Consider the following 14,566-nt stretch of genomic DNA (forward strand, 5'->3'; position numbering starts at 1 on the left):
CGAATGAGAGAGAAAATAGGTTATTATGGTGTGCTCGTTTGTTTACTATTATCAGTTATTTCAGGGCAATTTTTTAAAAGTGAATGGGTACCAGTTATATTATGTATAGGAGTATTGATTTTTGCTCCTATGTATCGCTGGGATGAGTGGAAAGCATATAGCCGAAAAAAGAAAATTGTATTCAGTATTGAGTTTGTCATGATAATTAGTACGATTCCGTTTTTGTTACTGAAGGGAAATGAGATAATAGATGGAATTGTAATGTTTCAAGGGTGGTTATTTATTGCGAAATTGCTATATTTAATTTGCATTTTAATGTTGGTAGCGGTAGTCACTAAAACAGTAAATGAAAAGCTATTCGTTAATGAATAGAAGAAAGTGCCACCTTATCTGGTGGCACTTTCTTACTTTATTGAATGAGCTTTTTGCATCTTCTTAATTAAACGAATTTGTCCGCGATGATTGATTTCATCTTCAAATACGTGAAACCACTTAAAATAGTTATTTGCTTGTTTGTCATACCAAAAGTCTGTCGTTTTAAACAGCCATTCATCAGGTAACGATTGGAATGTTTCAATTGTTTTGGAACGTACTTCTTGTAATGTATCAATATAAAATTCTATAGAGTTTCCTTTTATTTCCTCACGTCCAAGAGCTTCTAACTCGAGGCCAGGTAACCATCTTTCTAGTTCGGCCTCCGTTGGTTCGCGGTCTTCAAAAGTATGAATCTGGTAGTAAAATTCAACAGCAGCCATGTGATATAATAGCATGCCGATTGAATTTGCTTCCTCATTATATAAATAATCAAGTTCTTCCATTGTTAAATCTTCCACCGCTTGCATTGTTGTATAGCGAGCGTAATTCATCATGGAAACTAGTTTGGAAAATTCAGGATGTAAACCATCTATTTTATCGATTACAAAGTTCAATTACAATTCCCCCTCTTGAAACGAATACTCCAGAGAAGGAATTCTATGTGCAGAGAAAAAATCCTGTTGGAAATTTCAAAATATTAACAAGGGATTACAATTAGTTCTCTATTTGATTTTGTAATAACTTCATATCCGTCTTTTGTAATGACAATATCATCTTCAATTCTACAACCGCCCCAGTTCGGTATGTAAATACCTGGTTCAACTGTAACGACCATACCCTCTTCTAAAGTAGCCTTACTTTCTTGGGATAGGCGGAGAGGTTCATGAATTTCTAATCCAAGACCATGACCAGTAGAATGTCCAAAATATTGACCGTATCCATGCTCAGTAATGTAGTTTCTCGTTATATCATCGATACGTTTTGCAGTTTCTCCAGGTTTAATCGCTTCAGTCCCGCGTTTTAATGCTTCAAGTACAATATTGTATATCTTTTTGAATTCTTCTGATGGTTCCCCGATTACTACAGTACGTGTTATATCGGAACAATATCCGTCGTAAAGTGCACCGAAATCTAATGTAACGATGTCGCCTCGTTCAATTATTTTATTTGATGCAACTCCATGTGGAAGGGAAGAACGAACACCAGAAGCTACAATAATTTGAAATGATGAAGATGCAGCACCTTTTTTTCGCATGAAAAACTCTAATTCATCTCGTACAGTATTTTCACTTATTCCTGGTTTTAGAAACGTAAGAATGTGGTGAAATGCTTCGTCCGCAATATTAGCTGCAATTTTCATTATTTCTATTTCAGGCGTGTCTTTAATGATACGAATATTTTCGATAATTTCGCAAACTTGAATCATTTCCGCCTGTACGTACTTTTGCAAGTTTTTATATTGTTGCAATGTCATGTTGTTTTCTTCAATTCCGAGTTTTTGAATGTTTAATTTTGACACTTGATTTGCAACTTCTTCCTCTAAATTTCCTTTATGCATAATAATTTCAGCATCTTTTATTTGTGATTTTGCTTGATCTACATAGCGGAAATCTGTTATAAAAACAGCTTGATCGGCAGAGATTAAGACGGCGCCAGCACTACCTGTAAAGCCTGTTGCATATTGGCGGTTTTCTTTTTTTGTAATAAGTAACCCGTCAATTCCGTACTTATGTAGTTGTTTTTGGATATTAGTTATTCTTATATTCATTTTAATGCCTCCTTTTTATATTTAATAAAGCAAAACTTGTGCCAATATACTTATTGACAATAAAAGAGAAGCGGGAGTTTTGTGTCAAAAAAACTAGACAAATATAAAATGAGGATGGCAAAAATTTATACAGTAATGTAAACTTGCATATTATAATCTTTCAATTCTAATATTATATTTTTTGTATAAATAAATAGTGATAATTGGTATAATAAGAGGTCGTTATGTTTTCTTGTAGATAAAGGTGCGTAACGAATAAATAGGAATAAGGAATGTGAGTATATGAAGAAATTAAGTAAAGTCATGTCATTTTGCTTCGCTGCTAGTATGCTAGTTGTAACAGGGTGTGAAAAAAGTGAAATCAAAGTTCAAGCAAATGAAACGATTGAATAGCTTGGTGAAGCCCCAGAAGTGACAGAAAAAGAAGCGAAAAAGATTGTAAGAAAGAGTGTAGATGCAATAGCAAATGCATTTAGTGAGATGGAAAAAGAAAATGGATGGAGTCGAAATAATCCAGGAGATTTGGCGACAGCGAAAAAAGGAGTTAAGGGATTGGTTACAGAAAAATTTGTAGAGAACCAGCTTCCTAATTCGCTTGAAACATTTAATAGATCTAGAGAGACAGATATGTTGCCATTCCCTATTAATATTGAACCAGAAATGAGATTAACGTATACACAGAAAGATAAAAATTTAACGATTGAAACGATTATACCTTCAAATGATATGGGAAATGAAGCAGAGATATGGGAGTTTATTTTCGTTTATAAAGATGGAAAATGGTTAATGGATAAATGGTCATCGCATACACCGAGAGATTTAAAACTTACGAAGGAAGAAGCTAGTGAGTTTCTGAAAATTCGAGGCTTTAAGAATGTCGATTTTGTTAAAGAAGAAAACAGTGGTGACAAAAAATATATTTTTAAAGAAAATACTAGATCAATAGCTGTGGATGCAAAAACATCGGTTATTACATATAATTTAGATGAGCAAAAGCAGGAAAAAGAAGCGAAAGAAAATAGTAGTCAAGAACACGAAAACATTAAGGAAAATAACATGAGTACGCATGCTACTTCTAAAGAAGAGAAGCAGATTAAAAAAGAAACTTCGTCAGCAGTAGGTAAAAGTAAGGTTTTAAATGAGTTAGCGGCTCTAGAAAACCAAGAAAAACATACAAATGTCATGTCAACAAATGACATAGTAAATGAAATAGAAGGAAATTATGAACTGTGGGATAATAAACTAAATGAAATTTACAGTACATTAAAAAATACGATGTCCCCTGATGCATTTCAGTCATTAAAAACGAAACAAATTGCGTGGGTTAAAGAAAAGGAAAGTAAGGTTAAAGCAATTGGTACTGATACAAATAACGGGACGATGAGACGTATAGATGCTTCAGAGGAGAAATACAAGATGACAAAAGAAAGATGTTATGAATTAGTGAATGGGTATATGAACTAGTTGGAACGAATAAAAAAATGCGCTGCTTATAAGCAACGCATTTTTTTATTTAAGCTTTTAATTTCATTACAGTATCAGCATCCGGTGTTACATAAACAGTTTGCTGATTGTCGTACGTAACAAAACCAAGTTTTGCACCACTCGGTTTTTTCACATGGCGTATTTTGGTGAAATCAACAGGTACAGAACTAGACTCTTTTGCTTTACTGTAATAAGCAGCAATTTTGGCAGCTTCTAGTAAAGTTTCTTCAGCAGGTTCTAAAGAACGAATGACAACGTGAGAACCAGGTATATCTTTCGTATGTAACCAAATTTCATCACGACGGGCAAATTTCGTTGTTAAATAATCATTTTGCTTATTGTTTTTACCGACGAAAATCTCTGTGCCATCACTTGCTACATATTTATCTAATACTGGTTTAGTAGGCTTTTTCTTTCCGTTTTTCGTTTTACGATTGCGCATATAACCTTCTTCAGCTAATTCCTCACGAATTTCTTCAATATCTTTTGAAGAAGCAGCTTCCATTTGTTGAAGTAAGCTATCAAAATAAAGAATTTCTTCCTTTGTTTTTTCGATTTGTTCTTCTACAATAACAACGGAATTTTTCGCTTTTTGGTACTTTTGGAAATAGCGTTGTGCATTTTCAGATGGCGTTTTTAAAGGATCTAATGCGATCTTTACAGTTCCACCATTTTCATCATAATAGTTAACGACTTCAATATCTTTATCGCCTTTTTTCAAAGCGTACATATTGGCTGTAAGTAGTTCTCCAAATAGTTGATATTTATCTGCTTTTCCAGCATCTTGTAATGTTTTTTCTAGTTTAATGAGTTTTTTCTCATTTTTATTTTTTTCGTTTTGCATAAAGCGCTCTAAATCATGAGCTTGTTGTTTTACACGGTCACGCTCTGCTTTTCCAAAAAAGAAACGGTCTAGCAATTCACTAACAGATGAGAATGTCTTGTCTTCTCCAGCTAAGTGCGCAAGAGGGAAAAGATAAAAGAATTCTTTCCCATTTGAAGTAGTCATTGTTGGTGAATATGTATGAGTTAATAATGGTTTTTGTATGGAGAAAAATGCGTCAGCTAATGCTTTTTCATTTACCATACCTGCTTTTTTCACTACTTCTTTTGCGAATAACGGTGATATTCCGGTAAAGGTTCCGACTAGCTGTTTATCGATGTTTCCAGATAGAAAGTCCAGCGGTCTAATAAATTCATCATTTGTTTCGATCTGAAGTGGGTTAATTTTATGTTGTGCTGGTGGTGCAATATATTCAGCTCCAGCGTATACAGTTCGATGTCGGTTTACTGCTAAGGAAACGTGTTTTAAGCTATCTAAAATATTGTTTGTTTTTGTGTCTACTAAAATGATGTTACTATGTCGTCCCATAATTTCAATTACTAATGTTTTTAGCGATTCATCACCAATTTCATTTCTGCTACGAACGGTAATTTGAATAATACGCTCTAAATCAATTTGTTCAATTTTTTCAATGAATCCACCTTCTAAATGCTTACGAAGAAGCATACAGAACATTGGCGGAAGTGCAGGTGAATCATAATTTTGATTTGTTAAGTGTAAACGTGCATATGTCGGATGAGCGGAAAGAATCAGTTTTTGATTTTTTCCGTTTGCTCGAATATGTAATAAAATCTCGTATTTTGAAGGTTGATATATTTTTGAAATTCTTCCCGTGTAAAGAGAATTTGCAATTTCATGTGTAATCGCTCTTGTAAATAATCCATCGAATGCCATAAATGAACACTCCTTTCTAACTAAAAGTTAATTATAGCATTTTTTTGGACGAGGCTGAATAAGCTTTCAATAGAGTATGTCTGGAATCAGGAGGTCGATAGCAGGATGAACTGGTATGGAATGCGTGCACATGAAGTGGAAGAAAGAACGAATACGAATGTGAAGGTTGGACTTACAGAGAAAGAAGCAGAAGGGCGAATAAAAAAATTTGGTACAAATGAACTAGATGAAGCAAAGAGGCCTTCTGCACTAATGGTATTTTTGGCGCAATTTAAAGATTTTATGGTGCTTGTTTTGTTTGGTGCAACAATCGTTTCGGCTTTTTTAGGGGAATACATTGATTCTATTGCGATTGTGGCAATTGTTATTATCAATGGTATTCTCGGATTTTTTCAAGAAAGAAAGGCTGAAAAGTCATTGGAAGCTTTAAAAGAGCTAGCCGCCCCGCAAGTAACTGTACTGCGAAATGGAAAGTGGGTAAAGGCACCGTCTAAAGCACTCGTTTTAGGTGATGTTATTAAATTTTCTAGTGGCGATCGTATTGGAGCTGATGTACGTCTTGTTGAGGCGTCGAGTTTATATATTGAAGAATCAGCTTTAACAGGAGAGTCAGTTCCAGTGCAGAAGAAAGTAGAAGCGTTGCAAGGGCAAGATGTTTCAATTGGTGATCAAAAAAATATGGCTTTTATGGGTACGATGATTACACGAGGGTCTGGAACAGGAGTCGTTGTAGCAACGGGTATGAATACAGCGATGGGCCAAATTGCAAATATGTTGCAAAATGCAGAGCAAATGGAAACACCATTGCAAAGAAGATTAGAGCAACTTGGAAAAATATTAATTATTGTGGCTCTTATTTTGACAGCGCTTGTCGTGTTAGCTGGTGTGTATCAAGGGAATGAAGTATATCATATGTTTTTAGCTGGCGTGTCGCTAGCTGTTGCTGCTATTCCAGAAGGGTTACCAGCAATCGTTACAGTAGCTTTATCGCTTGGTGTACAGCGTATGATAAAAAAGAGAGCAATTGTAAGGAAGTTACCAGCAGTAGAAACGTTAGGCTGTGCTTCTGTCATATGCTCTGATAAAACAGGAACGATGACGCAAAACAAAATGATGGTAACACATATGTGGTCAGGTGGAGAATTGTGGAAAGTGACAGGCCAAGGGTATGAACCTAATGGCTCTTTTATGAAAGGTGAAAAAGAAATTAATCCAGCTAAGACGAAATCACTTTATCAACTACTTACATTTGGTTCGCTATGTAATAACGCAAATATTATTCAAAAGAAAAAGGCGTATGTATTAGATGGAGATCCAACTGAGGGGGCGCTTGTAGCTGCAGCAATGAAAGCGGGGATAACGCGTGAGGCGCTGAAAGGGAAATTTGAAATTATTCGTGAATTTCCGTTTGATTCAACTCGAAAAATGATGAGTGTTATTGTACGAGATCGAGAGGGGAAAAAGTTTGTCGTTACGAAGGGAGCACCAGATGTCCTTCTGCAAATGAGTCAAACGATTTTATGGGGAGATAAGCAGCAACCATTAAGTGAGTTGTATAGAAAAGAAGTACAGGCGGCTATTCATAGTTTAGGTAGTCAAGCGCTGCGAACAATTGCAGTTGCATTTAAGCCATTAAAAGTAACTGATTCTACCGAACATGAAAGAGACGTTGAAAAGGATTTTATGTTAGTTGGGATACAAGGTATGATTGATCCGCCAAGACCAGAAGTAGAGCAGGCAGTAAAAGAGTGCAGAGAAGCTGGTATTCGAACAGTGATGATTACAGGGGATCATAAAGTGACTGCAATGGCGATTGCAGAACAATTAAGCATTTTACCACCAGGTGGACGCGTTGTTGAAGGGGTAGAACTCGCAACTATGGATGTAGAAGAATTAGAAAATGTTGTAGAAGATACGTATGTATTTGCTCGTGTATCACCAGAACATAAATTAAAAATTGTTAAGGCGTTGCAAAATAAAGGACATATAGTGGCGATGACAGGTGATGGAGTAAACGATGCTCCAGCTATAAAAACTGCGGATATTGGGATAGCGATGGGAATTACAGGGACAGATGTTGCAAAAGAAGCTTCATCTCTCGTATTGCTGGACGATAATTTCGCTACGATAAAATCAGCAATTAAAGAAGGTAGAAATATATACGAGAACATACGTAAGTTTATTCGTTATTTATTAGCATCGAACGTTGGAGAAATTTTGGTCATGTTATTTGCCATGTTACTTGCACTACCGCTGCCGATGGTTCCAATTCAAATTTTATGGGTGAATTTAGTTACTGACGGTTTACCGGCGATGGCGTTAGGTTTGGATAAGGCCGAGGGAGACGTGATGAAGAGAACGCCGCGTCATCCGAAAGAAGGGGTATTTGCTAGAGGGCTTGCCTGGAAAATTATAAGTCGTGGCTTTCTAATTGGGGCAGTGACGCTAGTAGCATTTATTATTGCGTATAATCAACATCCAAATGAACTGAAATATGCACAAACTGTAGCGTTTGCAACATTGGTACTTGCTCAGCTGATTCATGTATTTGATTGCCGAAGTGAGCATTCTGTTTTCCACCGCAATCCGTTTGGAAATGTGTATTTAGTAGGAGCGGTTATCATTTCATTACTACTCATGCTAGTCGTTATATATTATCCACCGTTACAACCGATTTTTAGCACGATGCCAATACAAGCGAGAGATTGGTTGTTAATTGGAGGTTTATCGTCAATTCCGACCTTCTTATTAGTAGGCTCTTTATTAACAGGGAAAAAGGGGAAGAAGGAAAAGCCAATATTATATAAGAAGGGATTAAACTTGAAATAGTCAATGATATGAAAATGTGATATAATTTACAGAAGGTAGTAGAGCCTTGTCTCTATTACCTTTTTCATTGAGTTATTTCATGGCTTGGATGTGATAAAAAATGATTTGTAGTATGACAGGATTTGGAAGATCGAAAGTAGAGAGTGATACTTTTCAAATTACAGTAGAAATGAAATCGGTGAACCACCGTTTTCTAGAGATGAGTATTCGACTACCGAAGCAAATGACGGTATTTGAAGACAAAATTCGTAAAATAATTGCACAGCAAGTTCGCCGTGGACGTATTGAAGTGTCTATTAGTATAGCGGGTGAAGGGCTTGTTGAAAGAAAATTAAGTGTGAATTGGTCGCTTCTTGAGCAGTACCAATCGATTATGGAAGATATAAAAGGAAAATTTCAATTACAAGATTCTATTACACTCGAGCAATTAATGGCAATGCCAGAAGTAACAGCGATTGAAGAGGTAGAAAACGTAAATGAACAATTTGAGAACAGTTTATATGAGGCTGTTCGCCAAGCTGCTCATATGTTAAAAACGATGAGAGATGGCGAAGGAGAACGATTACATAAAGATATAGCGTATCGCTTACAAGAGATTCATAATTGTGTAAATGCTATTATTCCGCATGCACCAATTGTTACACAAAAATATCGTGAACGATTAGAAAATCGCTTAAAGGAATTACATAATCAAGATCTAGATGAACAAAGATTGCTAACAGAAGTTGCAATTTTTGCTGAGCGTTGTGATATTCACGAAGAGTTAGTTCGTTTGCAAAGTCATTTAGAACAATTCCGTGAAACACTGCAGATTGAAGAGCCTGTTGGAAGGAAAATGGATTTCATCGTGCAAGAGATGCATAGAGAAATTAATACGATTGGTTCTAAGGCAAATGACTTAACAATTTCAAAATATGTTGTAGAAATGAAAAATAACCTTGAAAAAATTCGTGAACAAGTACAAAATATTGAGTAGCTTTCAAAAAATATATAAAGTTATACGTGGTGGAGAAATCGGATAGACTTACTAGGAGGCGCAAACTATGGCCATGCGGTTTTTAAATATTGGATACGGAAATATTGTATCTGCTCATCGAATTATTGCTATTGTAAGTCCGGAGTCAGCTCCTATTAAACGAACAGTACAGGAAGCACGCGAACATAATGCTTTGCTTGATGCTACGTATGGGAGAAAAACAAGGGCGGTTATTGTTATGGATGATGGGCATGTTGTATTAAGTCCAATTCAGCCAGAGACGATTGCACATCGTTTGAATAATAAAGAAGAGTTAAGTGAGGAAGGGTAGGTTTTACATATTTATGAGAAGTAGAAGAGGATTGCTCATCGTTCTTTCAGGACCTTCTGGGGTTGGTAAAGGAACGGTTCGAAAAGAGCTGTTTAGTCATGAGGATACACGTTTTCAGTACTCCATTTCAGTAACGACACGTAAGCCACGTGAAGGTGAAGTGGATGGTGTGGATTATTTCTTTAAAGAGAGAGAAGAATTTGAGGAAATGATTCGTAATGAAAAATTACTTGAGTGGGCTGAGTTCGTAGGTAATTATTACGGAACACCAATTGACTATGTTGAAAAAACATTACAAGAAGGAAAAGATGTATTCTTAGAAATTGAAGTGCAAGGAGCAATTCAAGTTAAGAAAGCTTTCCCAGAAGGTGTATTTATTTTCTTAGCACCTCCAAGTTTATCTGAACTAAAGAACCGAATTGTCGGTCGTGGTACAGAAACTGAAGATGTTATTGAAAATCGTTTAACGGTAGCGAAAGAAGAAATTGATATGATGGACGCTTACGACTACGTTGTAGAAAACGACCAAGTTGAACTAGCTTGTGAAAGAATTAAAGCAATTGTGGTTGGCGAACATTGCCGCCGCGAAAGAGTAGCAAAATATTATAAAGAAATGACGGAGGGTCTATAATTATGTTAAATCCATCAATTGATTCATTATTAACAAAAATCGATTCTAAATATACACTTGTAACAGTGGCTGCAAAACGTGCGCGCGAAATGCAACTTGCTAATAACTGTGTTGTAGAAAAACCAGTTTCTCATAAATGTGTAGGTAAAGCATTAGAAGAAATCGATATGGAAGCGTTAAGCTACGTACCAAGTGAAGATAAAGTAACTGAATAAGACTTTGTCTTCGACAATTTAAAACATAGACTTTATAATTTTCTATGTAACGGTAACAACCTATTTACAAGTAGGTTGTTATTTTTTTACGGTAGTGAAGAAATATTGATACTGATGAGCTGATAATCTTGTTTCAGTATTATAAGTTTGAAAAAGAAAGAGGACGAGCCATATGCTAAAAGGGAAAAAGATACTTTTATGTGTAACAGGAGGCATTGCGGTCTTTAAAGCGGCTGCGTTAACGAGTAAATTGACACAATCTGGTGCTATTGTAAAAGTAATGATGAGTGAGTCGGCAATGAAGTTTGTTACACCTCTTACATTCCAGGCGCTTTCTCGCCATGATGTATATACGGATACATTCGATGAGAAAGACTCAGCTGTTATTGCTCATATTGATTTAGCAGATTGGGCAGATGTTGTACTTGTTGCACCTGCTACAGCCAATTGTATTGGAAAGTTAGCTAACGGTATTGCAGATGATATGATTACAACTACTTTGTTAGCTACTACAGCCCCAGTGTGGATTGCACCTGCTATGAATGTGCATATGTATGAAAATAAAATTGTTCAAAAAAATATGATGACGTTAAAAACGTTAGGATATATATTTATTGAGCCTGGAGAAGGTTTTTTAGCGTGTGGTTATGTAGCGAAGGGAAGATTAGAAGAACCTGAAGCCATTATTGCACGGTTAGAAGAGGCTTTTTCAGAGCAAAAACCACTGCAAGGAAAAAGAATATTAATAACTGCTGGCCCAACTCGTGAAAAGATTGATCCAGTCCGTTTTATGACTAATTTTTCTTCTGGAAAAATGGGATACGCGATTGCGGAAGTGGCAGCGAACTTAGGCGCTGATGTTATACTCGTTTCGGGACCGACAGCATTACATCCACCATTACATGTAACTACGGTGCAAGTGGAATCTGCACAAGATATGTTAGAGGCGGTTATTCAACATTATGAAGACGTAGATGTTGTCATTAAAACAGCAGCGGTTGCAGATTATCGTCCGAAATATGTTCATGATAATAAAATGAAAAAGAAAAATGGCGATGCTGTAATTGAACTTGAGAGAACAGTAGATATTTTAAAAACGTTAGGTGAGATGAAAGACAAACAGTTACTTATCGGTTTTGCGGCTGAAACGACAAACGTAGAGGAATATGCAACGAAAAAATTACGTGAGAAAAATGCGAATATGATTGTTGCAAACGATGTAAAGGCGCAAGGAGCTGGATTTGGTACAGATACGAACATTGTAACAATGTATAGAAAAGATGGAGAAGTTATAGAGTTGCCACTTTTAACGAAGAAAGAGGTTGCTCGTGAAATATTAAAGCAAATTGAAATAATGTTAGAAGATGATCGTCTATGAAATTTGCAAGTGTAATTGTTGATGTACCTGCACGTCAGACAGATCGACCATTTGATTATATTATTCCTAAAAAATGGGAAGATATTGTCCAGACAGGCATGCGTGTAGTAGTTCCGTTTGGTCCAAGGAAATTGCAAGGTTTTATTATTGGGATTAAAGATTCGGTTGAAGTAGAAAGTAAGAAGTTAAAGACAATTCATGAAATTTTAGATGTAACACCCGTTTTAAATGAAGAGTTGTTAAAGCTAGGGTATTGGCTTACAAGTGAAACGTTATGTTATATGATTTCAGCTTTTCAAGTTATGCTTCCAACGGCGATAAAAGCAACATATAAAAAACGTCTACAACTTCGTAAACAAGAAGAAGTAGCACCTGAACTACTGTTTTTATTTCAGGACAAAGAAGCGATAGATTGGGAAGCGATTGAGACGCAGCCACAGCTATACCGCACGATTCAACAAGAAATTAAACATGGCACGATTGAAGTCGTTTATCAAGTAAAAGATAAGGTACAAAAGAAGAAACAAAGAGTCGTTCAACCGGAGTTGCCAGAAGATAAATTAGAATTAGCAGCATTTGAACTGAAAAGTAAAAAACAACAAGATGTCCTCTATTATTTTGTGGAAAATTATAAAAGTGTACCGTTGAAAGTAATAACAGAAGAGTTACAAATAACAGATGCTCCAATTAAAGCACTTGTTAAAAAGGGACTACTCTCAGAAAAGTATGTGGAAGTGTACCGAAATCCGTATGACGATGACGATTTTGAACAAACGAAACCATTCCCACTTACTGAGGAACAAAAGCAAGTTATTACACCGATTTTATCATCAATTACAAATGAAACTTACAATCCATTTTTACTATATGGTGTTACAGGAAGCGGAAAAACAGAAGTATATTTACAATCTATAGCAGCGGTGCTCGAGAAAGGAAAAGAAGCTATTGTACTTGTTCCTGAAATTGCACTAACGCCTCAGATGGTAGATCGTTTTAAAGGTAGATTTGGCTCACAAGTTGCAGTTCTTCATAGTGCGCTGTCTGTTGGAGAAAAATATGATGAATGGCGTAAGATTTTAAGAAAAGAAGTGAAAGTCGTAGTTGGTGCACGTTCAGCTGTATTTGCTCCTTTTGAAAATTTAGGGATTATTATCATTGATGAGGAACATGAATCGAGCTACAAGCAAGAAGATAATCCGAGGTATCATGCAAGGGATGTAGCTGTGTGGAGAGGACAATATCATAAATGTCCTATCGTTCTTGGTAGTGCAACACCGACGCTTGAATCGTTTGCAAGAGCGAAAAAAGGTGTGTATGAATTACTGACGATGGAAAAACGTATGAACGAACAAGCTTTACCGACAGTAGAGATTGTTGATATGCGTGAAGAACTTCGTGACGGGAATCGCTCCATGTTTTCAAAGGCACTGCATGAAAAAATAGCAGATCGGTTAGAAAAGAAAGAACAAATGGTGCTCTTTTTAAATAGAAGAGGTCATTCTACATTTGTTATGTGCCGTGATTGCGGGTACGTTGTACAATGTCCGCATTGTGATATCTCGCTGACATATCATAAAATGAATCATCGTTTAAAATGTCATTATTGCAGTTACGAAGAAAATATGCCGACTGCGTGTCCTGCTTGTCAAAGTACATACATTCGTTTCTTTGGTACAGGTACGCAAAAGGTAGAAGAAGAAATTACAAAACTATTTCCAGAGGCACGAGTCATTCGAATGGATGTAGATACGACGAGTCGTAAAGGGATGCATGAGAAATTATTAAAGGCGTTCGGGGAAGAAAAAGCAGATATATTACTTGGAACACAAATGATTGCAAAAGGGTTAGATTTTCCGAAAGTAACGCTTGTTGGTGTTTTAACTGCTGATACGATGCTTCATTTACCTGATTTCCGGGCGAGTGAAAAGACTTATCAGTTATTGACGCAAGTAAGTGGACGAGCAGGCCGACATGAATTGCCAGGGGAAGTTATAATTCAAACGTATACGCCAGAACATTATAGTATAGAGTTAGCAAAGAACCAACAATATGATGTGTTTTTTGATCAAGAAATGCAAATGAGGCGAACGAGACAATACCCACCTTATTACTATGTTGTACTTGTGACGGTATCTCATCCGGAATTATTAAAAGCAGTACAAGTGACGGAAAAAATTGTCGGTCATTTACGGACGCACTGTTCGCAGCAAACGATGGTGTTAGGACCGGTTGCTTCAGCAATTCCAAGGATAAAAGATAGATATCGTTATCAATGCATGATAAAATACAAACGGGAACCAAACTTAAAGAACGTGCTCAAAATGGTAAATGAACATTATCAAGCAGAAATGCAAAAAGAGCTACAAATCTCAATTGATTTTAATCCAACAATGTTAATGTAGCGGAGGGAAATATGGCAGTTTTAGAAATAGTAAAGCATCCAAATGAAGTGTTAGAAACACCGTGTGAAAGAGTAATTAACTTTGATAAAAAGTTAGTGAAATTGTTGAAAGATATGCATGAAACAATGTTAATTGCGGACGGAGTCGGTTTAGCTGCGCCTCAAGTAGGGGTAAGCTTGCAAGTGGCGGTAGTTGATATCGGTGATGATACTGGGAAAATTGAGTTAATCAATCCATCGATATTAGAAAAACGTGGTGAACAAGTAGGTCCCGAAGGCTGTTTAAGCTTCCCGGGACTTTATGGTGAAGTGGAACGTGCGGATTATATTAAAGTGCGTGCGCAAAATCGTCGAGGCAAAGTATTTTTACTAGAAGCAGAAGGGTTTTTAGCGCGTGCAATTCAACATGAAATCGATCATTTACACGGTGTGTTATTTACATCGAAAGTGACAAGATATTATGAGGAAAATGAATTAGAATAGGTATTAAAAGGAGCGG

12 protein-coding genes and 1 pseudogene are annotated in these 14,566 nt (G+C 36.3%); 10 read left to right on the forward strand and 3 right to left on the reverse strand.

Features of this window, described 5'->3' with window-relative positions; all coding sequences use genetic code 11:
- Positions 1–3: 3 nt before the first annotated feature.
- A complete protein-coding gene (locus tag PQF83_RS15615; RefSeq protein ID WP_001208253.1) occupies positions 4–372 on the forward strand; it encodes a YoqO family protein in 369 nt (122 codons plus the stop codon).
- A 32-nt stretch (positions 373–404) separates the two neighbouring features.
- Here the strand turns inward: PQF83_RS15615 and PQF83_RS15620 are convergent, their stop codons facing one another.
- The gene (locus PQF83_RS15620) at positions 405–929 is read right to left on the reverse strand and encodes a DinB family protein (protein WP_001012018.1); all 525 of its coding nucleotides are present in this window, start codon (positions 927–929) and stop codon (positions 405–407) included.
- An 83-nt stretch (positions 930–1,012) separates the two neighbouring features.
- Positions 1,013–2,083, reverse strand: a complete 1,071-nt coding sequence (locus PQF83_RS15625; RefSeq protein ID WP_001026201.1) for a M24 family metallopeptidase — start codon at positions 2,081–2,083, stop codon at positions 1,013–1,015.
- 282 nt (positions 2,084–2,365) lie between these two features.
- Here PQF83_RS15625 and PQF83_RS15630 point away from each other — a divergent pair.
- A pseudogene (locus PQF83_RS15630) lies at positions 2,366–3,547 on the forward strand (lysozyme inhibitor LprI family protein).
- A gap of 49 nt (positions 3,548–3,596) precedes the next feature.
- On the opposite strand, the gene PQF83_RS15635 reads toward PQF83_RS15630, so the two are convergent.
- On the reverse strand, positions 3,597–5,306 hold the full coding sequence (locus PQF83_RS15635) for an Rqc2 family fibronectin-binding protein (protein WP_272792301.1): 1,710 nt from the start codon (positions 5,304–5,306) through the stop codon (positions 3,597–3,599).
- Between the two features lie 105 nt (positions 5,307–5,411).
- Here PQF83_RS15635 and PQF83_RS15640 point away from each other — a divergent pair, with 105 nt between their 5' ends.
- The 8 genes from PQF83_RS15640 (at position 5,412) to def (ending at position 14,550) form a co-directional block, all read left to right on the forward strand.
- Complete coding sequence (locus PQF83_RS15640; protein ID WP_001104748.1) at positions 5,412–8,135, forward strand: calcium-translocating P-type ATPase, SERCA-type; 2,724 nt, start codon at positions 5,412–5,414, stop codon at positions 8,133–8,135.
- 100 nt (positions 8,136–8,235) lie between these two features.
- The gene (locus PQF83_RS15645; RefSeq protein WP_000564125.1) at positions 8,236–9,111 is read left to right on the forward strand and encodes a YicC/YloC family endoribonuclease; all 876 of its coding nucleotides are present in this window, start codon (positions 8,236–8,238) and stop codon (positions 9,109–9,111) included.
- A gap of 67 nt (positions 9,112–9,178) precedes the next feature.
- Positions 9,179–9,442, forward strand: a complete 264-nt coding sequence (remA, locus tag PQF83_RS15650) for an extracellular matrix/biofilm regulator RemA (protein ID WP_001251458.1) — start codon at positions 9,179–9,181, stop codon at positions 9,440–9,442.
- Between the two features lie 13 nt (positions 9,443–9,455).
- Positions 9,456–10,073, forward strand: a complete 618-nt coding sequence (gmk, locus tag PQF83_RS15655) for a guanylate kinase (RefSeq protein ID WP_001257738.1) — start codon at positions 9,456–9,458, stop codon at positions 10,071–10,073.
- A gap of 2 nt (positions 10,074–10,075) precedes the next feature.
- Positions 10,076–10,288 carry a DNA-directed RNA polymerase subunit omega gene (rpoZ, locus tag PQF83_RS15660; RefSeq protein ID WP_000933970.1) on the forward strand — a complete coding sequence of 71 codons (213 nt, stop codon included), beginning with the start codon at positions 10,076–10,078 and terminating at the stop codon, positions 10,286–10,288.
- Positions 10,289–10,460: 172 nt separating this feature from the next.
- Positions 10,461–11,666, forward strand: a complete 1,206-nt coding sequence (coaBC, locus tag PQF83_RS15665) for a bifunctional phosphopantothenoylcysteine decarboxylase/phosphopantothenate--cysteine ligase CoaBC (RefSeq protein WP_000911755.1) — start codon at positions 10,461–10,463, stop codon at positions 11,664–11,666.
- On the forward strand, positions 11,663–14,068 hold the full coding sequence (gene priA, locus PQF83_RS15670) for a primosomal protein N' (RefSeq protein WP_000666727.1): 2,406 nt from the start codon (positions 11,663–11,665) through the stop codon (positions 14,066–14,068). The genes coaBC and priA overlap by 4 nt, the downstream gene beginning before the upstream one ends.
- A gap of 11 nt (positions 14,069–14,079) precedes the next feature.
- Entirely contained in the window at positions 14,080–14,550 is a 471-nt protein-coding gene (gene def / locus PQF83_RS15675) for a peptide deformylase (RefSeq protein ID WP_000279468.1), read from the forward strand.
- Positions 14,551–14,566 lie beyond the last annotated feature (16 nt).

This window comes from Bacillus sp. FF-1, from assembly GCF_028548245.1.
GTDB classification, from domain to species: domain Bacteria; phylum Bacillota; class Bacilli; order Bacillales; family Bacillaceae_G; genus Bacillus_A; species Bacillus_A paranthracis.

Coding starts and splice junctions, on each gene's coding strand:
- PQF83_RS15615 (WP_001208253.1), top strand. CDS start 4: ATGAGAGAGAAAATAGGTTATTATGGTGTGCTCGTTTGTTTACTATTA.
- PQF83_RS15625 (WP_001026201.1), bottom strand. CDS start 2,083: ATGAATATAAGAATAACTAATATCCAAAAACAACTACATAAGTACGGA.
- PQF83_RS15635 (WP_272792301.1), bottom strand. CDS start 5,306: ATGGCATTCGATGGATTATTTACAAGAGCGATTACACATGAAATTGCA.
- PQF83_RS15640 (WP_001104748.1), top strand. CDS start 5,412: ATGAACTGGTATGGAATGCGTGCACATGAAGTGGAAGAAAGAACGAAT.
- PQF83_RS15645 (WP_000564125.1), top strand. CDS start 8,236: ATGATTTGTAGTATGACAGGATTTGGAAGATCGAAAGTAGAGAGTGAT.
- remA (WP_001251458.1), top strand. CDS start 9,179: ATGGCCATGCGGTTTTTAAATATTGGATACGGAAATATTGTATCTGCT.
- gmk (WP_001257738.1), top strand. CDS start 9,456: ATGAGAAGTAGAAGAGGATTGCTCATCGTTCTTTCAGGACCTTCTGGG.
- rpoZ (WP_000933970.1), top strand. CDS start 10,076: ATGTTAAATCCATCAATTGATTCATTATTAACAAAAATCGATTCTAAA.
- coaBC (WP_000911755.1), top strand. CDS start 10,461: ATGCTAAAAGGGAAAAAGATACTTTTATGTGTAACAGGAGGCATTGCG.
- priA (WP_000666727.1), top strand. CDS start 11,663: ATGAAATTTGCAAGTGTAATTGTTGATGTACCTGCACGTCAGACAGAT.
- def (WP_000279468.1), top strand. CDS start 14,080: ATGGCAGTTTTAGAAATAGTAAAGCATCCAAATGAAGTGTTAGAAACA.